This window comes from Desulforhabdus amnigena, assembly GCF_027925305.1.
Taxonomy (GTDB): domain Bacteria; phylum Desulfobacterota; class Syntrophobacteria; order Syntrophobacterales; family Syntrophobacteraceae; genus Desulforhabdus; species Desulforhabdus amnigena.
Window position 1 is genome coordinate 342739 of record NZ_BSDR01000001.1, and the last position, 19704, is coordinate 362442.

Sequence of the window (19704 nt, forward strand, 5' to 3'; positions counted from 1 at the left end):
CCTGTTTTGTCATTCCAGCCAAAACGATTTGGCCTCAGTTGAAGTCTTCTAACCCTAGCATTGTCATATTTCAGCTGAACGACGGAGACACAGAGGGCACGGAGAAGAACTTTCAAATGAAATCTTTGTGTTTATCCGTTTTGATCCAAATGATTAACAAGTAACGAGGAAGGGCCACTTATCCTTCTCCCCGCGTTAAGAAACTGCGTACCTTGGGGTCTGTCGACTCCTTCAGAAGGTCTCGCGGATTGCCCTGAGCGATCATGGTCTTGGTTTCGGCATCCAGGTAGACGGAGTCATCTCCGATGGCAAAGATGCTTGCCAGTTCATGAGAGACCACTACGATAGTGGTGCCCAGGCTCTCTTTCAGTTCCAGAATCAAATCATCCAAAAGCTTCGCGCTCACCGGATCCAGTCCGGCCGATGGTTCGTCAAAAAAGAGTATGTCAGGATCGAGCGCCATGGCCCGTGCGAGGCCTGCTCTTTTCCTCATTCCCCCGCTGATTTCAGATGGATAGAATTCTTCAAAACCTGCAAGGCCGACCAGCGAAAGTTTGAAAGAGGCCAGATCCTGAATTTCAGAGGCGCTCAGAGCCGTGTATTCTTGCAGGGGGAGAGCCACATTTTCCGAAAGTGTCATGGAGCTCCACAATGCCCCACTCTGGTACAGGATGCCGGAACGCCTCATGATGCGATCCCTCTCTTCCTGTTCACAGTCCCAGAAGCTCAGAGCATTGTAAAACACTTTTCCCCTGGCGGGTTTCATTAACCCGATAAGGTGCTTCAAGAGCGTACTCTTGCCGCAACCGCTTCCTCCCATGATGATGAAGATTTCCCCACGGCGGATGGAAAAATTGAGGTCTCTCTGAATCACATAATCCCCGTAGGCCATATCCAGGTCGGATACGGTGATATGAGCGTCGGACGGCGGTATGTCTCTTGTGTTCATTCCGGATTCAAATCCCCAATATACTGGTGATTACCGTGACAATGGAATCGGAAACGACAATGAAGACTATACCCGAAACAACCGCCGCAGTTGCGGCAAGCCCTACGGCAGCCGAACTCCTTCCGCATCTCATTCCCTGGAAGCATCCCGCAAGAGCCACCAATGCTCCGAAGATCACACTCTTGAAAATCCCGATGGAAAAATCGGTCAGGGTCACTGCATCTTTGGTTTGATTGAAATATTGAATCAAGGGGAGATCCAACATGAATACGCCAACGGCCGTTCCACCGAAAATTCCCATGAAATTCGCGTAGACGCAAAGCAAAGGCATCATGAGCATGAGTGCCAGCATACGCGGCAACACGAGAAATTCCGTGGGAGGAACGCCCAGAGTGCGGAAAGCATCGATTTCTTCATTCACCTGCATGGTGCCGAGCTGCGCCGCAAAGGCGGCTCCCGTGCGTCCCGCCATGATGATTCCCGTCATCATCGCCCCCATTTCACGGGCCATTGCCAGGACTACTAAATTGGCCACGTAGATCTGAGCGCCGAACAGCTTGAGCTGAATAGCTCCGACAAATGCCAGGATCAAACCCACCAGAACACTGATGAGAGTGACAATGGGCAGGGCTTCGGCCCCGCATTCCTGCACGAAGACGAACACATCGGATAAGCGGACACGCGCTTTTCCCCGGAACAACCGGGCTAAAGCCAGGCAAATCTCTCCGATGAATTCCATCATATCTGTGAAGTTCTTGTAGACCCTCAAGGTTTCCTTGCCCAGTTTCTCCAAAAAGGACACACGGGATGTCCCTCTGTTTGTTTCCTTTCCAGGTACTGCGGCAGCCAGCTTGAGGAGCCTTCTCGCTCCTTCGGGTAAACCCTCTCTATCTACCTGGAGTCCCGAGGACTGAAGGAACTTCTCCAGCTTATCGAGAAAAATGAGAAAACTGGAATCCCACCGGGAGAGATCGTCCGAGCCGAAAACAACCCGGCGGGTCTTTCCCCCGGACTCTCCGCGTTTCAAAACCGATTCCACGGAAGGGAAGGGTTCCCCTATCACCCATGCCCCGTGAAAGCGGATCTTCAAGGTTTCTTCTGTTTCCTGAACGCATTCGTAACCAGAATTCTCAGTGAGCTTCTGCATCGATCTGTCCATGTCAAAGACGCGGAGGACGTCTTGTAGTGGAACGAAAAATCGTCGAGGGAAAAGGAAACTGTTCCTGCCCTCTATGCTCATAAAAACAGGCTCTTGCCTGTTCCGGCAAAGTGGTCACCATAAAAACAAATATTTTACCATCAAAAGGTTCATCATGCTACGGCTTTATTAGTTCCCGTGATCGGAGCGGTTAGAATCCGTGTTTCATCATCCTTCCATCTGGCGCGGCAGTTTTTTCATGGTGAAGCAGTTTTTCAGGCGCGGAAGTATCGACACACCGAAGACAGGGAAGACAAGGCGTGTGGAAATGACCGATCACTTGCGGGAAACTTTAAAGACGTGCAGGTTAACCAAGCAAAAAGAAAGCATGGCGAAGGACATTCCGAGAGTGACTACTTTTTTTCAGAACGGATGGGGCAACCCATTTCATAGAACACAATCAGGCACGCCTTCAAGCGAACATCCAAGAAGGCAGGCTTTCGAGAGACCCGTGTGCATGATTCCCGCCATTCCTACGCTTCCATTCTTATCGGTGAAGGTACTCCCATTGCCTATGTAAAAGAGCAACTGGGGCACGCTTCCATTCAGATGACCGTTGACCGATATGCCCATTGGATGCCCTCGGGAGAAACTATATGGTGAACATCCTCGATTTGCAATCATCCGCAACCTGTACACAACCACACAAAATAGAAAAGCCGTAATTCTTTAGAATTACGGCCATACTCACCCTATGGTGCCGGAGGAGAGAATCGAACTCTCACATCCTTGCGGATACTGGATTTTGAGTCCAGCGCGTCTACCAGTTCCACCACTCCGGCGTTGTCCGGGAAATATAGACGGACACACTTCAGAGTGTCAAGAAAAATTCATGGTGAAATGTTGAAATAAAATGGTTGACATTCGGCGCACTCTTTTGTATTCATACATCCACTTTCGGGGCTGTAGCTCAGTTGGGAGAGCGCTTGAATGGCATTCAAGAGGTCAGGGGTTCGACTCCCCTCAGCTCCACCAGGAAAAAAAACGGCAAGTAAACAAGTAAAAAGGGAACTTAGGATAAATCTTAGGTTCCTTTTTTTATGCCCTTCAATCTTGGCAGTATGGGCAGGCTGTTGTGCTCATATGCCTCTTCTGGATGGATGGGGTGTGGACTTTGCCCAATCACAGAGAACTTTGACATCCACCACATGTGCGAACCCAAATGCCAGATTCTTCAACGAAGCGAGATGAAGTTCCTCGTTCACGGTCGCAGTCCCATCGGCCACAAATAAAACCCGATAGTCACGGACAAAAGCATCTCTCGCGGTCGTTTCACAACAGCAGTTGGTGAGCACGCCCGTGACAATCAGGTCCTCTATACCATTTTCGTTCAGCCACGCATCCAGGTTTGTTCCGTGAAAAGCGCTGTAGCGGGTTTTATCAAAGATCGGTTCACCTGGTCTCGGGTGGAATTCTTTTATCAATTCCCACTCAGGATCGCCGTATCTGATGACATCCCCCCACCACCGAGCGAGCATCCCGCCATCCACCTTGGGGTCTTGGTGGCCGTGTCGGGTATATGCAATCTTCATTTCCGCCGTTCGGCACGCACTGAGCAAGCTGAGCACATTTTTCAAAATGGGTCGCGCGACTCCTTCAAAATACCGCTGCATATCGATGACAAGCAGGGCTGTCTTGCCCGTGGATGGTAACGCCTCTCGAACGTTGTATGCTTTGATTGCTTCCAGGTAGTCCATCTCGCGCACCTCAACTCAGGGCGTAATCCACCGCCCGAAGCGCATGGATCTTAGTCGTATCGAAAAGAGGAACCGAGCTGTCTTCATCGCCGATCAGCATAGGGATCTCCGTACAACCAAGGATGATCCCTTGGGCTCCACGTACGATCAATTCATCGATCACAGCCTTGAATTCATTTTTCGAAGTCGGCTTGACTACCCCTTTGCACAGTTCATTGAAGATCACGTCATTAATCACTCCGCGCTTTTCATCGGGAGGGATGAGGACCGACAGTCCGAATTTTTCAGCCAAACGCTTTTTGTAGAAGTCTTCCTCCATGGTATAACGAGTCCCAAGCAGACCGACCGTGCTCATGCCATTCCCGACAATCTCCTCGCCTGCGGCATCTGCGATGTGGATGAAGGGAACTCTGATTGCGCTTTCGATCCTGTCGGCAATCTTGTGAACGGTATTGGTACAAAGGAGGACGAGATCAGCACCACCAGTCTCAAGAGTCCTGGCGATCCCCGCAACGTGGCCGCCGATTTCGTCCCACCTTCCATCTCGCATCAGGCTTTCTACTTCACCAAAATCAACCGAATACATCAATATCTTGCCGGAATGGAGTCCTCCAAGCCTGCGGCTGACTTCCTGGTTGATGATTCGATAGTATTCAACCGTTGATTCCCACGACATGCCGCCGATTAAACCGATGGTTTTCATGCCTGCTACAGCCTCCTTTGAACGTTTCTTTTCAAACCATTTCACTGTTCATCCCGGTCTTGTTCCGTTCGCCTTCTTGTTATACTCTCTAATGGTTGGCGGTCAAAATGAATCTGCCGCTTTTCCGTGGTACAATCGCTTCCGAGGGGTATCCGGAAAATTTCTTCGTTCCCAATGAAAAATACAACCTCTCTTATTTCTCAGAGTGTCTGTTTATCTGATCATCGAAATTGAAGTAAAAAATAATGAAGTTTGACAGTATCGATCAAATTCAGACATGCTTCCGGTCAGATGAATATCGCCATCTTACACCACTGAGAGAGCGATCAACGGTGTCCAGGTCGATCATTGTTGAGGGTTCCACGGTATGTGAATTGGAGTAAGTTTTCAGCAGGAGGATTGCGGCTATGTCTCAGGAGATCAAGCCTGTTGTCAGTAAAGAAGAGGTTTTTGATAAGCTGGAGATTCGGGTTGGAAGAGTCATCGATGTGGAAAGGGAACCGTCTGCTCCGAAGCCAAGCTACAAGATGCTCATTGATTTCGGTAAGTTCGGCAGGCGTGTCAGTGTCGGGCGTTTCACGCAGCATCCCATTGAAGAGGTAAAGGGTAGGCTGGTACTCGGAGTGCTGAATTTTGAACCCAGGCCGATTGGAAATGTTACCTCTGAGGTTTTGGTCTTGGGGGTGCAGTTCCCGAAAGCGGAGAGCGGCGAGGCGACTTTCGTTTCACCCCTTGCCAATGCTAAAGTTGGAAGCAAACTGTTTTAAGCGGCACAGGAAATAGGTGCGAAGGATCACGCCAAGGACATTGAAAGGATGGCGGTTGTGAGTGATCGGACCTGGATCAAGGCCTGGTTGAAGGTTGGCGGATCCTTCACTCTCTACAAAGAGTGATACAAAATGAGCCGGCGATCAGAGAGCATTTTTATCTGTCAACCGATGCCTTCCACGACTGATAGACAGTAGCACTCCAAGGCAGCAGAAGACGGCGAAAGCCGCAAGTCCAACCCGTAAACTTGACAGAAACACCGGCAGAGTCGTCTGCGTGATGATCGCCTCCCCCATGAAAAGCGAGAAGACCAAGGCCACGGTGGTCAGGCTGACGGCCATGCCCAAAGTTCGCATGGCTCCGATCATGCCCGAGGCCACGCCGAACCGGCGTCGTTCCACACTTCCCATGATGGCCGTGGAATTTGGGGTGATGAAGATTCCAAAGCCTGTGCCGATAAGGATCAGCTCCAGCGACAGGATCCACAGCGGAGTGTCTGCATTGATGGTCACGGCGGCCAGAATAAGTCCCGTGAAGCTTGTCAACATGCCCACCGTGGCCAGTTTCGCCGGTTCGAACCGGTCGGACAGACGCCCTGCTACAGGTGAAGCAATCACCTGCATCACTGGTTGGACCAGGAGCACAAGTCCGGCTTTCCTGGGTGAAAATCCTTTAGCATACTGCAGATAAAGGCTCATGAGAAAGGTAATGCCAAACGTGGCGGCATAGTTTCCCATGGCTGCGAGGCAGCTCATAGTGAAAAAGCGGTTGCCCCAAAGTAGGGACACATCCAGGAGTGGACTTTCCAACCGGCTCTCCATGTGGAGAAAAAAGGCCAACCCCATAAGCCCGGCTGCGATGATAGATGGTCCCAAGGGCACTTCCCTGATATGGGCGGCGCCGAGCATGATGAGCCCCACGCTTATGCCGTAGGCGAGGCTTCCTTGCCAGTCCATGCGTTCACTGGAAGACTCCTGTGCTGTCTCCTTCATGCCCCAAAAACATGTGGCAGTGGCTGAAAGACCTAGGGGGGCCGACATGAGGAAGACGCTGCGCCAGCTGAAATGGCTCGTGACATATCCACCAATGACCGGTCCCATGGAAAGCCCTGCGTAGGTACAGGCCGAGACAATGCCGATCTTGCGACCCCGATGCTCCGGCGGATAGGCGTCAGCCACCAGGGCAAGACTCCCCGCAAGGAACATGGCCGCCCCTATACCTTGAAAAAAACGTTGGATCATGGTCATTTCAATGCTCTGGGTGAATCCGAGCGAAAATGTCAGTGCAGTGAAAACAGCAAGGCCGCACAGGAATACCTTGCGCCGGCCCACAATATCGCCCAACCGGCCGAAAGTGAGCATTGTCATGGCGAGGGAGAGGGCATAGAGTTGCTCTACCAGCCCAAGCTGGACGGCCGAAGCCTGAAAGTCGCGGCCGAGGGAAGGCAGCGCCACGCCTACGGCGGTGAGCATGAACGGGGCCATGAACTGTGCAATGCAGACAGGAACGAGTATCATGGCCGTCGAACCGGTCTTTATGTCATTCACTTGTATAGCTTTCCCGGTGAGCCTGGCGAGATGTAACACAGGCTTTTGTATGTCGATGATACTGAATAATACGGAATAATCCGGTACTCCTGAATTGCCAATAACTTATCCGGAAGCTTGCCCATGGTCTGGGAGAGAATGATCTTGTTGACGCCCGCATGGCCGGCCATGATGAGCTCGCATTTTGTCTCCTGAATCAAATGGTAGATGGCCGGGATACCCCGGCAAGTGATATCCTTGAAGCCATCCCCGCCGCCTGTCAGCATTTTCGAAGGGATGTGAGTGATTTTCAGGCTTGTTTCCCGCCTTCCAGGGCCTTGACATGGCATGGCAAAGCTCTCTATACAACGGATCACCACCATTGACAAATTGAATTAGCACGTGAATCTTGCCTCCGCAGATCATGTCCATGCGGCAAGCATCATTCTCGGTACCGAAAACAAATTTTTGCACCAGAGTTCCCTATCTATTGGGAAAAACGATCATAATGCTTCCTCTGAGGAGTATCAAAATGGGCACCGACAAATGGAATTTTGGTAAAGAGGCGGCCTCATGGGACAAGAACCCGGGTCGAGTCAAGCTGGCAGATGATGTCGCCCGGGCCATATCAGATGAAAAAATATTGACTCCCGATATGGATGTTCTGGACTTCGGGTGCGGGACGGGGCTTCTCGCTCTCCGACTGCGCCCCCAGGTGCGCTCTATAACAGGAGTGGACAGTTCGCAAGGAATGCTTGATGTCTTCAACAAAAAAATCGTGGCCGGGAACCTGACCGGTATCAAAACTCAATGCCTGGATTTTGAGAAGGGCGATGTTTTGGAAGGAACTTATGGTTTGATCGTCTGCAGTATGACTCTCCACCACGTGAGAAAAATAAAACCTCTCCTTGATCAATTCTATAAGATCGTATCTCCTCAAGGCTATCTTTGCATTGCAGATCTGGATCCCGATGACGGTCAGTTCCATGGAGACAACGACACGGTATTCCACTGCGGGTTTGATCGAACGGAGCTGCGTCGTTCTCTTATGGATGCCGGCTTTGATGACATCACAGATCGGACGGCGGCAAACATGACAAAACCGGTTGCAGATGGATCGATGCGCTCTTTTAGTGTATTTCTCATGACCGGACGGAAGAGACCATGATCAAAGTGAAGGCGGTTCAAGGAATTTGTTGGCAAAATCAGATGAGAGCTTTTCAAGTAGGATGTGAATAGAGAAGTTGCATAAAGATTTTAAGAGCCTATCCGAAAACCTACCTCGGCAGCGGACACCCCCCTTTAATTCCCCCCTCGAGGGGGGGACTAAAGGGGGTGTCGCAAAGTCCACAAGTGGTTTCCGGATAGGTTCTAAGTCGATCATTGGACGAAAAAATGGAGGAAGAATGGCAAATTTGCCGGGTTCAGAAGAGATATCAGTGTTGATCAGGGCTATCCTTGAACCAGCGATGGCCGGTGGAATGCCGGAAGAACGGGCGAAAGCGATTTATGAAGATATTTTGAGCAGTATTGCGAATCTGGAAGAGCTGGAGGATGGCAGGACGGTCTTTCAGTGGCTTGCCGATGACATCCTGCTGAGGTTTTGCCCGATTTTTCAGGATAAGTACAATGCCAGGCAGAAAAGAACAAAGCATTGAACGGGGAGTTTCAAGAGTATTTTTTTAAAACAGAAACCCTGTTTGAATGATTTGAGCCCTTGCAGCTTCACCGGGCGCTAATGTATTTTGAAAATGATAGTGATGGACCAACGGAGAATCTTTGAACAACTTCAAAAAATGAGGAGTGTTTCATGAGCTACGAACAGGTACTGGTCAATGTCGGTGATGATTTTGTTGGCGAACTCACTCTGAACCGTCCTCAGCAGCTTAACACCTTCAATACTCCGCTTGCGGAAGAACTCCAAGCAGCTTTACTGGATCTCGATTCCAACCCACAGGTTCGCGTCATCCTGCTCAAAGGGGCAGGTAAGGCTTTCTGTGCGGGAATCGACGTCAACGAACTCTTCGGCAAAAGCACCATGGAATACCGGGCGTGGATCGAGCGCATGGAGACGCCTTTGATCACAATCAGCCAGTTGAAGAAACCCGTCATAGCTCAGGTTCACGGTGTGGCTGCCGCCAATGGGGCGGGGCTCCTCGCTGCGGCGGACCTGGCCATTGCCGCCGAGGGTTTTCGCATGGGGTTGACGGCCATCAATGTCGGTCTGAACTGCATCGGCCCGGTTGTTCCCGTCATGCGGTCCGTGGGCAGGAAACGCGCTCTGGAACTCCTCTTGTATGGAGAATTGATCAGTGCTGAGAAGGCGTTGGAAATGGGACTCATCAACAAAATTGTGCCGGCAGCCGATCTTGACAGCGAAGCACGAAAGTGGGCGGCCAACCTGGCTGCTAAGAGTCCCATTGCCGTGCAAATCAGCAAACAGGCTTTCTATACGGCTTCCGATATGGACTACTACAAGGCATTCAGCTATATGAATGAAGCCTTTGCCCGACTCTGTTCGACGGAAGATGCCAAGGAGGGGGTGCAGGCTTTTCTGGAGAAGCGCACACCTGTCTGGAAAGAAAAATAGGCAGCATTTAGCGAGGACCTGGTCCCTTCGCGAAATTGTTAGACAAGGATTTGCATGACGGTAAGGAAATTGTCAGCTAAACAATTGGATGCCATTGAAGAACGTTTCAATGCGGGAAGAGTGAGCGATAAGGATGTTGAGCGCCTGATCTTTACGGTGCGCAGTTTTCTTGACGAGAAGGCAGAAAAGCTTGAACGCAGGGCCGGGCATACCCCTGCAGGCAGGGAGGGAACGGAGAAAGCGTCCTCCGGTTTGAGCCCGGGCATTCATGTGGAAGTTTTTACGGATGGAGCATGCGAAGGCAATCCAGGTCCCGGTGGATGGGGAGCTGTGGTGAGAATGGAGGGAGAGGAAAGAGAATTGTCAGGCGGGGAACGCAACACTACCAACAACCGCATGGAACTGAGTGCCGCCATAGAGGCTCTGAAAACCCTGCCGGACTGCGCCGGCGTGGTTCTCACGACGGACTCCCAGTACGTCCAGAAGGGCATCACTGAATGGATTCGCAACTGGAAGAAGAATGGCTGGAAAAATGCGTCCAAACAACCGGTCAAGAATGCCGACCTCTGGATCGAGCTCGATGCACTCAACCAGAAGCACACGATCGAATGGCGTTGGGTGAGGGGACACGCAGGGCATCCCGAAAACGAGCGCTGCGATGAGTTGGCCAGAAAAGCCATTGGGCGACTCTTTCTGTGATGCCGGTAAATTGAATTTTTCTCATCATCAGTGCTTTCCCAATGCCCCCCGATCCAGGTCTTCTCGCCCCCTGAAAAAGAGCATTTCAGCAACGAAGGTTCGAGAATAATGAGGGGGCTTATCATGGGGGGAAAGTTATTTTCCTGCCCACTGCAGTTTCCCGGTGGAATCGCACGTGGTCGGTGCCCGGCTTTTGCCCCCAGGTAGAAATTTCGTTGTTGTGATAAAGAGAGTTGTCTTTTGCATTATTGCGCTAAACGGGATTGACCACAGGGGGAGATGACCTTAATGTTTAGCGATAAGTGACTTTTGTCCTATTACGAGTGTATGGTTCTGACATTTGACCCTTCCCATTTGATTTCGAGAGGAGGATATTATGGCCGAGACTCCAAAGGGAGCCATTCTGCAGAGAGACAAAACAACTTACGCCATTGTACCGAGAACCCCCGTGGGGCTGGTGAGTCCTGAAATCCTGGAAAATATTTCCAAGGTCGTGCGCAAGTACGAGATTCCCATCATCAAGATCACTTCCGGCCAGCGCATGGCGTTGGTAGGACTCAAGGCGGACCAGGTGGATGCCGTGTGGAAAGATCTCCAGATGGATGTTGGAAAGGCCACAGAACTCTGTGTGCATTATGCTCAGGCATGCCCGGGAACGGCGGTATGCAAGTTTGGTGTTCAAGATTCCCTCGGCCTTGGCCTGGAACTGGAAAAAATGTATGAAGGGATCGATCTGCCCGCTAAGGTGAAGTTCGGCGTTTCGGGCTGCCCGCTTTGTTGCGGAGAGAGCTATGTGCGGGATATCGGCGTCGTGGGGAAAAAGGGTGGATGGACTCTGATCATGGGTGGTAACTCGGGCGGACGTCCCCGCATTGGTGATGTCATTGCCGAAGATCTTACCAAAGAACAGGTGATTGACCTGGTGAAGCGCTGCCTCGAATATTTCAAGGAAAACGGCAAGAAGAAAGAACGTACATCCACTTTTGTGGAACGCGTCGGTATCGATGCGGTTAAAAAGGCCGTGCTGTAGTTTTTTTATTTTCGAACAAAAAAACAGGTGGTTAAAAAAGTCCTTTTTTATATTTGTACTTCCCTTTGGGAAGCGGTATGAACCGGTCCGCAGGCTTGGATTACAAAACCCGCTTTCAAAAAAGCGGGTTTTGTGTGTTTAAGCCATTGAATAGGATAATTTATCTCGTCAAAACACCGCTTGAACGGTTCATTCATACAATCAATAAGCGGCGAAGTATCATATAATCCTTCTCTGAATCCTCTTTTAGCTCGATATGGTTGGATTCAACCCCTCTTGTCCATATGGACAGAAGATTGGGGTGAGGGGGAGGTATAGCCGCTGGAAGCCTAATAGCTCTTTTGTTTCCCCTGCTGATACCCTCGCTGATAGGCATCTTCTTCGGCTTCCTTGTGCTTCCCGTAGAGATAACCGCCAGTTGCACCAACAGCCCCTCCAATGGCTGCCCCAAGGCCCGCATCTCCTGCTATGGCCCCGAACAACGCTCCAGCCCCGGCTCCCATGGCCCCTCCGCTCAGAGTCCTCTGCTGAGTTGGTGTCATTCCTGCGCATCCGACAACCACAAGACTCATGACCAAAATCGCTACCAACAATATGTTCTTCATGGATACCTCCTTTCGAATCCTTGAAATTATTTCTTGCAGGGCCATTTTTCCATCAGAAATCTGAACTGTGTCTCGACGGGCGCCTCGTTCATATACTCTGGATGTGCTTTGGCCCATTCGATGAACATGCCGATTGTTTCATTTCGAGACGGAGGGGGGTCCGGAAAGCATACCAGAGGGTTTCTGTCGGGTCCTGAGTACTCCGCATTGTAATAGGCATAAGCTCCAACGAGGTAACCATGACAAAAGTGTATGGCTTCCTCTCGGAGCGGATCGTCGGCGGGAGCAGTACACAGGTTCAGAAGATTGCGTGTAGTCTTCACCTTGAAGTCCTCTTCCGATACTGCCCCGACAAGACTCGGGGCCATTAACATTAAGATGGTTAGGAGTGATAAAATGGCCAGATTTGTCTTCATGATGATTTTCCTCCTTCCATGTTTGCAGGTGAAGCCTCTAGACAGCCCAATGCCGTTTTCAGGCGGTTCACCCGATAAGTTACCCATACCTCTTCGCACGCTGAGAATTTCAGCAAATCAGATTCTCGAGAAGAGCGTGCGCATTTGAATTTTGTGATTCCAGGCGAAAGTGACTATTTCAATCAAGTATCATTGCTTACAATAATAAGGCTGGAAAACGCTCCATGCAGCATAAAAAGGAAAAATGTCGTTATAAGGGTTTGACATACAAAACGGTCCGGATGGATAAGGTCTATGACGTTGACAGGGTGGGGGGAGCCGAGGAGGGGACCTCTGGAGGGAGACATGTTGATTTCTTTAACGCTTTTGGGATGTTCCTATGAGTAGACGACAGTATCTTGGTTTGCAGACCCTTGTTTTTTCGCTTGTGGGGGCTGCTTTTACCACTATTTACATCACCCAGCCGGTGCTTCCCGTTTTACAGATGGAATTCGGAGTCGATGAAGCGCGGGCTTCTCTTACCATTTCCGCCGTTATTCTCGGGATCTCTCTTGCGAATCTTCCCTTCGGCATGCTGGCGGACCGTTTTCCCATTCGTCCCATTATTCTCGTGGGAGGCCTTATGATCACTCTGTGCGGTATTTTCTGCGCCTTGACGCAAAGCCTTTCCTTGCTCGTACTGGCGCGATTCGTACAGGGGCTTTTCATTCCTTCTCTCACAACCTGCCTTGCAGCTTATCTGGCGCGGACCCTGCCCATGGAACGCTTGAATGTGGTTATGGGTTCCTATGTTTCAGCTACGGTTGCGGGTGGATTGAGCGGGCGGCTCCTTGGAGGATGGATTCATCCTCCCCTGCACTGGCGTTACGCTTTTGTCACCGCTTCCGCACTTCTTCTTGCCGCCACCTGTGCGGCGGCTAAATGGCTTCATTCGGCAGAAGTGGAGAGGCAATCCCGTTCAAAATCTACGGGCTTCCTGAACCTGCTTTCACGGTGGGACCTTTTGCGCATCTACTCCGTCGCCTTCGGTGCATTCTTTGTTTTCTCATCCATCTTCAACTATCTGCCCTTTTATCTTTCAGGTCCGCCCTTCAATGCGTCGACTCATACCATCACTTTCCTCTATCTCTCCTATATCGTGGGGATTGTCACGGGTCCTCTGGCGGGGAGCTTCAGCAATCGGGTCGGCAACGGCAAGGCGATGGCTGTGGGGGCGGTGGTTTTTGCCCTGGCTATTGGACTCACGCTCATCAAATCCATGTTCGCTATCGTTTTGAGCCTGGCTGTGGTCTGTGCCGGCTTTTTCACCGTACATTCCGCTGCGGCCGGCGCCCTCAATCGCAAACTCAGTTCCAACCTGGGACGGGCCAATTCTCTTTATGTCCTCTTTTATTATCTTGGCGGGTACGTAGGCATCACCACCAGCGGCTATGCCTACGTTTTCGGCGGATGGCCCGGAGTGGCAATGGTGGGATTTCTGGTCCTGTCGATTCCTTTTGCCGCCGGGCTTGTGGAGATGCGGCAGCGAATTGCATTGGGAAGGGTGAAGGAGGGGGGAAGTGACCTCTATTGATTTTCTGGAGGACAATACTTAAAAAAATCAAAGTAAATACAGTTTTCTATCGAGATCAACCAGACCTTTTGAGATAGATGGAGGTTTGTTATGGCTTATACTTGCAAAACTTGTGGTGCTGTCGCAGAGGAACCCGGGCACTTGTGCAATCCGTGCGGTGATAAAAAGAAATGCAGTTTTTGCGGTGCTCCCGAGGTGGATACGAAACATATGTGCAAAGACAAGCTGGCAGCGATGAAATATGTTTGTGAAGGCTGTGGGCGAGTGGCTATGGAGGCGGGCCATCTTTGTAAAGCCAAACCTATCGGTTAGGCAGGGTACATTCGGTGATGTGGCGGCAAGGAATTGTTTTTTTATACCGTCTTATCCTTGCCGCCACTTTTGTGCTCTGTGCCGCAGCAATCGCATCTCCCTTCCGAGAACTTCCCTTATGTGCTTCAAAACAGTATGAATTTCAGAACCGTGCATGAGAATCCGGGTGATGGTTTACGCCACATTGGCCAGGCGAGAGCCGGCTTTATCCATCAGTTCGAGAAACTCTACAAGCATGGGGTTATGGTCGCGGCCGCAATCATGACAGATGATGTGGTTCGTCCCCTCCAGGAATAAATCAGGGCCAAATTTCGTATGGATCTTCTCGCCGCAAAGCGCGCAATAATGATCACCTCCATAGATGTTTTCCTTGATGGCCACGTGTATCATGGCTTCTCCTTTTTTTCTTGAGGTTCACTCCTGTGCTCGGCAGGCGGGCATGTTTTTGTTCCAATTACTTTGGGACATCAGTAACCGTTCACTCCCATTTGCATGTCCGCAGATTATCCGGATGTCACAGAGATAGAAAAACAACCGGTTTTTGAATTTTCCTTATTCTCTGCGCTCTCTGTCTCTTTCGCGGTGAAGCGATGAACGGGCACGGACGTTGGAGCCTTACCGTCTGCAGAGCATTCTTTGTCAAAAGCTCTCAGGACATAAGCGTAACGGGCGTCTCCATCGTTTAAGCCCTTTCATGAGGCAATCGGAAAGCGTGGAACCGGAGAAGTGTATTTCGATAGAACATTCTGTTGAGCCAAAAAACCGGAACAGCATGGTTTGAATCGATCGCAGACAGCGAGCATAAACAGGGGAAGATGGAAATGGAGAGGCAGCAGCAGAAAGATGGGAAAATCAGAGCCGATATCGGTCTATGTCAGTCGGCTTAAAAGAAGCGGATAACCTTTTCTCCCGGAGCTTAAAATAGATTAAACAAAATACGTGCCAACATGCTCTCCTCACTGCCCGATCGTATGGAACATTGAAACAGGCCAGCCTGAAATGGGAATTCAGGCAATCATACGGCACAATTTCGTTGATTATAAAGAGCTGTAGTGAAGGATTTGTACAATTTTGTTCCTTATGTAATTTCTTTTGAATCTTTTGCCGACAAATCAAGCGCAGGGAAGGGGTTAAGATTATTTTGACAAGAGATCTTTCCCGTATTAGTCTGGTGTTCATCCATCTGCTGCGTTCATTGAAGCTGGGATGACCTATCGTTAGGAAAAAGCTCAAGTCACATTTCTGTTTTTCTCGCCTCTTCTATTATCTGATTTGAAAGATTGGATGCAATCGACCTTTCGATACCTCTTGTAACGAAGGTTCAAAAATAACATGGGTTCTTGTTGTAGGGGCGGCAAAGTCTTTTCCTTGCCCAGCGCAGTGCCGGCGGTGTTCCCCCGGTGGGCAATGCTTCGCTTTTAACCGCCCTGCGACAGAAGTCTTGTTATTTTCAAGGTTTTTTCAGGGAGGTCTTTATGAAGGAAAAACATGCCAATGAAGAGTGTCAATGCCGCCGGGGCATTACGCGGCGGGGATTTCTCACGACAATGGGAATGGGGGCGGCCGTGGTGACGACTGCGGGGAAGCTCGCGGCTGAGTCGTCCAAAGGCGAAAATGAAAATGTGATCCCTTCGGGCGAGATGACAAGGGTCACTCTCAGAATCAACCGAAGGCCCTATCAGTTGCTTGTGGAACCCCGATGGTCGCTTCTCTATGTTTTGCGGGAAAAATTAGGGCTTACGGGAACCAAAGCGGGCTGTGAGCGGGGGGAATGCGGGGCCTGCACCGTTCTCATGGACAATATTCCCCGTTATGCCTGCATGACTCTGGTCCTCGAGGCCGAAGGCGCTGAAATCACGACGCTGGAGGGACTCATGAATGGGGAAGAGCTCGGTCCTGTGCAGCAGGCTTTCCTGGAAGAGGACGCTTTTCAATGCGGGTATTGCACTCCAGGCCAGATTGTGGCCGTTGAAGGGCTTCTGCGTTCCCATCCCGCACCTTCCATGGATGAAATCCGAAAGGGTTTGAGTGGAAACCTGTGCCGGTGCGGTGCCTATACACATATCTTCAAGGCTGTGGATCGTGCGGCTCGCTTGAAGCGAGGGAAGTGAGGCAAGGCATGAAAGAAAATGAAAAAGATCTCTACTACCTTCAAGGCCTTTCCATTCCCGAAACACCGGCTCCGGGGCAGGAACCCAAACCCTGGCAAAAAACGGAAACGATCGGGAAGCGCGTGCCCCGCGTGGATGCTTATGAACGTGTGAGCGGAGCGGCTGTCTATCCTTCGGATATTGTACTTCCCGAGATGATTTACGGCGCCATCCTGAGATGTCCTCATCCCAATGCCCTGGTGAAGAAACTGGATATTTCGGCGGCGATAGAGATGCCCGGCGTTCTGGCGGTGGTCAGCGGTTCCGATCCCGAGGCACGGTTGGAATGGAATTATTCCAAAGAGATAAAGACCGCCCTTTTTGAACCACATTGCCGTTTTGAAGGGGAACCGGTGGCCGCAGTGGCCGCTGAAACGCCGTATCAAGCCTGGGATGCTCTGCGGGCGGTCAATGTTCAGTACGAGGTTCTCCCCTTTGTAGCCGATGAACGGGATGCTCTGAAAAAAAACGCTCCCTCCGTTCATGCGGGAGGCAATCTGCTGAAAACGGAAAAGTATGAACGTGGAAATGTGGAAAAAGGGTTCATCGATGCAGATGTCGTTCTGGAGGAAAATTACCGGACTCAGTGTGAACTGCACACTCCCCTGGAATTGCACGGATGCGTGGCCCAGTGGAATGGGGACCGGCTGACCCTTTGGGAATCGACGCAAGGGGTTTATGCCGTCCAGGAAAAGGTCGCTGAAGTGCTGGGAATGCCCCTTTCCAAAGTCCGGGTCATCGGCCGCTACATGGGTGGAGGATTTGGAAGCAAGCTTCAGGCGGGCAAATATACGATCATTGCGGCACTGCTGGCCAAAAAAGCCGCAAGGCCCGTCAAACTTTTTCTTACCCGAGAGGAAACATATCTTGCCGTGGGCAACCGCCCTCCAAACGATATGAGGCTCAAGGCCGGCGTGAAGAAGGACGGGACTCTCACCGCCCTCGATTTTTGCTGCACGGGAACCGGCGGAGCATATCCCTCAGGAGGAACTTCCCTGGTGGACTGGCTCATTCGGGATCTCTATAAATGTCCCAATGTGCGCACTGAATGCACCGATGTTTACATTCATGCCGGTCCTGCTCGGCCTTTCCGCGCTCCGGGCCATCCCCAGGCGGCCTGGGCCCTGGAGCAGATGATGGATGCTCTCGCCAAAGCCATTCACATGGACCCGGTAGAGCTTCGCCTCAAAAATATTCCTGATTTCAGTCAGGCCAAGGAAGGAAATCCTCCCTACACCACCACGGGGTTGAGACAGTGTCTGGAAGAGGGGGCCAGGGCTTTTGGCTGGGAGGAAGCCAGGAAGAAGAGTGCTCCATCCTCAGGTGCGGGTCATATAAAGAGAGGGGTGGGGATGGCGAGCTGCCTCTGGTTTGTGGGAGGAGGGTGGCCGCCTTCGACGGTTATCCTGAAGCTGTTTTCGGATGGCAGCATGAACCTCAATATGGGCGCCAGCGACATCGGAACAGGCACCAAAACGGTCATGGCTCTGGTCGCGGCCGAGGAGTTGGGAATAAGACCCGAAATGATAGAGATCGAACATGCGGATACGGGCACGACACAGTATGCCACTCCGAGCGGGGGAAGCAAGACGGTGCCCACGGAAGCTCCCACAGTGCGCGCCGCGGCCATAAGCATCAAACAACAGCTGCTGGAAATGGCCGCAAAGGATTTGCAGGAGGAGGTCGTCGCCCTGAGTTTCAAAGACGGCAATGTCTATTCCACAAAGGAGCCTTCCAAAAAAATCAGGATCGCCGATATTTCAGGGCTCAAAAAGCGTGGAGTGATCGTGGGGGTTGGGTACCGGGGGCCCAATCCTGAAAACAAGTCCATCAATCCTTTCGCTGCACAGTTTTGCGAGGTGGAAGTCAACACCAAAACGGGTGAGGTCAAAATCCTCCGTTTCCTTGGGACGAATGACAGCGGCAGGGTCATGGACCGGCTGACCTATGACAGTCAGGTCATCGGGGGAATCACCATGGGGATTGGACTGGCCATGACGGAATACCGGGTCCTGGATCGGAACCAGACCGGCAAAATGCTCAACCGGAACTGGCACGATTACAAGTTGCCGACGGCCATGGATGTTCCTGATGACATCGTTTCCCTTCCTATAGAACTTGTGGATACGCAAGCCAACACCACGGGGGCAAAAGGTTTGGGAGAACCCGTGACCATACCCACGGCGCCGGCTATCGCCAATGCCGTTTACCATGCCACGGGAATTCGCATTACAGAGACTCCCATCAGCCCCGGGAAGCTCATCCGGTTGCTTGCTGAGAGCAGAAAGGAGGGATGATCCATGCTTCCGAACTTCAGTTACGTGCGTGCAAAATCCCTGGAGGAAGCTCTCGGGCATCTTTCTTCCCCTGAAGTGAGAATTCACGCAGGCGGCACGGATCTGTTGGGATGTCTCCGGGAAGAAGTCTTCAAGGTCGAAAAGATAGTGAGCATCAGTGGGCTCAAAGAATTGAAAGGGATCGGCGAGACCGAAGATGGCGGCCTTCGCATCGGAGCCCTCACCACTATTACAGAAATTGCCGAGAATCCCCTCATTCAGAAAAGATATACCGCCCTGGCGCAGGGAGCTTCCGAAGTTGCAAGCCCTCAACTGAGAAATCAGGGAACCCTTGGGGGGAATATCTGCCAGAAGCCCCGCTGCTGGTACTATCGCGGAGATTTCCATTGCCTGAGAAAGGGTGGGGAGACCTGCTACGCCGTGGCCGGGGAAAATCGTTTTCATTGCATCTTCGGTGGGGACATGTGCTACATCGTCCATCCCTCGGATACAGCTCCGGCTCTCATGGCTTTTGGAGCGAAGGTTCGCATTGCAGGGCCCAAAGGATTCAAGACGGTGTTTATTGAGGAATTCTTTGTGCCTCCGAGCAGGGATGTGACGAGGGAAACGATTCTGGAGGCGAACGAGCTGGTGGTGGAAATCCTTTTGCCTCCACCGGCGCATGGGGTGCGTAGTTCCTACCGCAAGGTAAGAGCGCGCCGTTCATGGGATTTTGCTCTGGCAGGCGTGGCCCTGGTTCTGCAGTTCCATGGCGATGCGGTGGCTGATGGGCGCGTCGTTTTGAGTGGGGCTGCGCCCGTTCCATGGCGATCGGTCGAGGTGGAGAAAATCATCCTTGGAAAGCGGTTGGATGCAGAAACAGTGGCTCTGGCTTCGCGAGCTGTGGTCAAGGGTGCGGAGCCGCTGGAGCAAAATGGTTATAAGCTGCCTCTCTTCCAGGGGATGATGGAGGAGGAACTGGAGGCCATAGCCAAGGCGTGATAGGAAAAGGGGGGGGACGAGTTCCTTGCGTGCAGAGTGTCTGTTTGCGATTTTCGGTATTGCAACCTGTGGTGCTTGTGCGCTATTTTTCCAACTGTTTTCATGCCGACTGTTTTGAGGGTTTTCGCCGGGAAGGTGAGTTGCGAACGCCTTGAGATGGACAGTGAATGAAACGGGAAAGCAAACAGCCATAGAGGAAATTCTCTGGAT

21 protein-coding genes and 2 tRNA genes are annotated in these 19704 nt (G+C 51.5%); 13 read left to right on the forward strand and 10 right to left on the reverse strand.

Annotation, left to right across the window (positions count from 1 at the left end; genetic code table 11):
- Window positions 1-178 precede the first annotated feature (178 nt).
- Both QMG16_RS01590 and QMG16_RS01595 read right to left on the reverse strand, forming a co-directional pair.
- Complete coding sequence (locus QMG16_RS01590) at window positions 179-949, reverse strand: ABC transporter ATP-binding protein (protein ID WP_281791913.1); 771 nt, start codon at window positions 947-949, stop codon at window positions 179-181.
- A 7-nt stretch (window positions 950-956) separates the two neighbouring features.
- On the reverse strand, window positions 957-2096 hold the full coding sequence (locus tag QMG16_RS01595; protein WP_281791914.1) for an MlaE family ABC transporter permease: 1140 nt from the start codon (window positions 2094-2096) through the stop codon (window positions 957-959).
- 450 nt (window positions 2097-2546) lie between these two features.
- Here QMG16_RS01595 and QMG16_RS19485 point away from each other — a divergent pair, with 450 nt between their 5' ends.
- A complete protein-coding gene (locus QMG16_RS19485) occupies window positions 2547-2750 on the forward strand; it encodes a tyrosine-type recombinase/integrase (RefSeq protein ID WP_373878702.1) in 204 nt (67 codons plus the stop codon).
- Window positions 2751-2842: 92 nt separating this feature from the next.
- Here QMG16_RS19485 and QMG16_RS01600 read toward each other — a convergent pair.
- A tRNA-Leu gene (locus QMG16_RS01600) sits at window positions 2843-2929 on the reverse strand.
- 117 nt (window positions 2930-3046) lie between these two features.
- Here QMG16_RS01600 and QMG16_RS01605 point away from each other — a divergent pair.
- A tRNA-Ala gene (locus QMG16_RS01605) sits at window positions 3047-3122 on the forward strand.
- 104 nt (window positions 3123-3226) lie between these two features.
- Here QMG16_RS01605 and QMG16_RS01610 read toward each other — a convergent pair.
- Window positions 3227-3844 (reverse strand): isochorismatase family protein, encoded by a 618-nt coding sequence (locus tag QMG16_RS01610; protein ID WP_281791915.1) that lies wholly within the window; start codon window positions 3842-3844, stop codon window positions 3227-3229.
- Window positions 3845-3854: 10 nt separating this feature from the next.
- Entirely contained in the window at window positions 3855-4547 is a 693-nt protein-coding gene (locus tag QMG16_RS01615) for an aspartate/glutamate racemase family protein (RefSeq protein WP_281791916.1), read from the reverse strand.
- A gap of 245 nt (window positions 4548-4792) precedes the next feature.
- Between QMG16_RS01615 and QMG16_RS19490 the strand changes: the two genes are divergently transcribed.
- Both QMG16_RS19490 and QMG16_RS01620 read left to right on the forward strand, forming a co-directional pair.
- Window positions 4793-4930: a DUF1330 domain-containing protein gene (locus QMG16_RS19490; RefSeq protein WP_373878649.1), complete on the forward strand. Its 138-nt coding sequence runs from the start codon at window positions 4793-4795 to the stop codon at window positions 4928-4930.
- 24 nt (window positions 4931-4954) lie between these two features.
- Complete coding sequence (locus tag QMG16_RS01620) at window positions 4955-5314, forward strand: hypothetical protein (protein WP_281791917.1); 360 nt, start codon at window positions 4955-4957, stop codon at window positions 5312-5314.
- A 144-nt stretch (window positions 5315-5458) separates the two neighbouring features.
- Here the strand turns inward: QMG16_RS01620 and QMG16_RS01625 are convergent, their stop codons facing one another.
- Together QMG16_RS01625 and QMG16_RS01630 are read right to left on the reverse strand one after the other, a co-directional pair.
- Window positions 5459-6862, reverse strand: coding sequence for an MFS transporter (locus tag QMG16_RS01625; protein ID WP_281791918.1), 1404 nt, complete (start codon window positions 6860-6862; stop codon window positions 5459-5461).
- Entirely contained in the window at window positions 6859-7191 is a 333-nt protein-coding gene (locus QMG16_RS01630; protein ID WP_281791919.1) for a hypothetical protein, read from the reverse strand. The genes QMG16_RS01625 and QMG16_RS01630 overlap by 4 nt, the downstream gene beginning before the upstream one ends.
- A gap of 182 nt (window positions 7192-7373) precedes the next feature.
- On the opposite strand from QMG16_RS01630, the gene QMG16_RS01635 reads away from it, so the two are divergent.
- The 5 genes from QMG16_RS01635 to QMG16_RS01655 all read left to right on the forward strand — a co-directional run bounded on the left by QMG16_RS01635 (window position 7374) and on the right by QMG16_RS01655 (window position 11160).
- Entirely contained in the window at window positions 7374-8009 is a 636-nt protein-coding gene (locus QMG16_RS01635; protein ID WP_281791920.1) for a class I SAM-dependent DNA methyltransferase, read from the forward strand.
- 238 nt (window positions 8010-8247) lie between these two features.
- Complete coding sequence (locus tag QMG16_RS01640; RefSeq protein WP_281791921.1) at window positions 8248-8499, forward strand: hypothetical protein; 252 nt, start codon at window positions 8248-8250, stop codon at window positions 8497-8499.
- A 152-nt stretch (window positions 8500-8651) separates the two neighbouring features.
- Window positions 8652-9431, forward strand: a complete 780-nt coding sequence (locus QMG16_RS01645; protein WP_281791922.1) for an enoyl-CoA hydratase-related protein — start codon at window positions 8652-8654, stop codon at window positions 9429-9431.
- Window positions 9432-9683: 252 nt separating this feature from the next.
- A complete protein-coding gene (gene rnhA, locus QMG16_RS01650) occupies window positions 9684-10130 on the forward strand; it encodes a ribonuclease HI (RefSeq protein ID WP_373878703.1) in 447 nt (148 codons plus the stop codon).
- 376 nt (window positions 10131-10506) lie between these two features.
- The gene (locus QMG16_RS01655; protein ID WP_281791924.1) at window positions 10507-11160 is read left to right on the forward strand and encodes a ferredoxin-like domain-containing protein; all 654 of its coding nucleotides are present in this window, start codon (window positions 10507-10509) and stop codon (window positions 11158-11160) included.
- A 329-nt stretch (window positions 11161-11489) separates the two neighbouring features.
- Here QMG16_RS01655 and QMG16_RS01660 read toward each other — a convergent pair whose 3' ends face one another.
- Window positions 11490-11765 carry a YMGG-like glycine zipper-containing protein gene (locus QMG16_RS01660; RefSeq protein WP_281791925.1) on the reverse strand — a complete coding sequence of 92 codons (276 nt, stop codon included), beginning with the start codon at window positions 11763-11765 and terminating at the stop codon, window positions 11490-11492.
- 26 nt (window positions 11766-11791) lie between these two features.
- Complete coding sequence (locus QMG16_RS01665) at window positions 11792-12181, reverse strand: Rap1a/Tai family immunity protein (protein WP_281791926.1); 390 nt, start codon at window positions 12179-12181, stop codon at window positions 11792-11794.
- A 379-nt stretch (window positions 12182-12560) separates the two neighbouring features.
- Here QMG16_RS01665 and QMG16_RS01670 point away from each other — a divergent pair, with 379 nt between their 5' ends.
- On the forward strand, window positions 12561-13754 hold the full coding sequence (locus QMG16_RS01670; protein ID WP_281791927.1) for an MFS transporter: 1194 nt from the start codon (window positions 12561-12563) through the stop codon (window positions 13752-13754).
- 486 nt (window positions 13755-14240) lie between these two features.
- Here QMG16_RS01670 and QMG16_RS01675 read toward each other — a convergent pair whose 3' ends face one another.
- Complete coding sequence (locus QMG16_RS01675) at window positions 14241-14456, reverse strand: hypothetical protein (protein ID WP_281791928.1); 216 nt, start codon at window positions 14454-14456, stop codon at window positions 14241-14243.
- Between the two features lie 1085 nt (window positions 14457-15541).
- On the opposite strand from QMG16_RS01675, the gene QMG16_RS01680 reads away from it, so the two are divergent.
- Genes QMG16_RS01680 through QMG16_RS01690 form a run of 3 tightly spaced genes read left to right on the forward strand, consistent with a single transcriptional unit; the run spans window position 15542 to window position 19494 of the window.
- A complete protein-coding gene (locus QMG16_RS01680; protein WP_281791929.1) occupies window positions 15542-16177 on the forward strand; it encodes a (2Fe-2S)-binding protein in 636 nt (211 codons plus the stop codon).
- An 8-nt stretch (window positions 16178-16185) separates the two neighbouring features.
- Window positions 16186-18513, forward strand: coding sequence for a xanthine dehydrogenase family protein molybdopterin-binding subunit (locus QMG16_RS01685; RefSeq protein ID WP_281791930.1), 2328 nt, complete (start codon window positions 16186-16188; stop codon window positions 18511-18513).
- 3 nt (window positions 18514-18516) lie between these two features.
- A complete protein-coding gene (locus tag QMG16_RS01690) occupies window positions 18517-19494 on the forward strand; it encodes an FAD binding domain-containing protein (protein ID WP_281791931.1) in 978 nt (325 codons plus the stop codon).
- Window positions 19495-19704 lie beyond the last annotated feature (210 nt).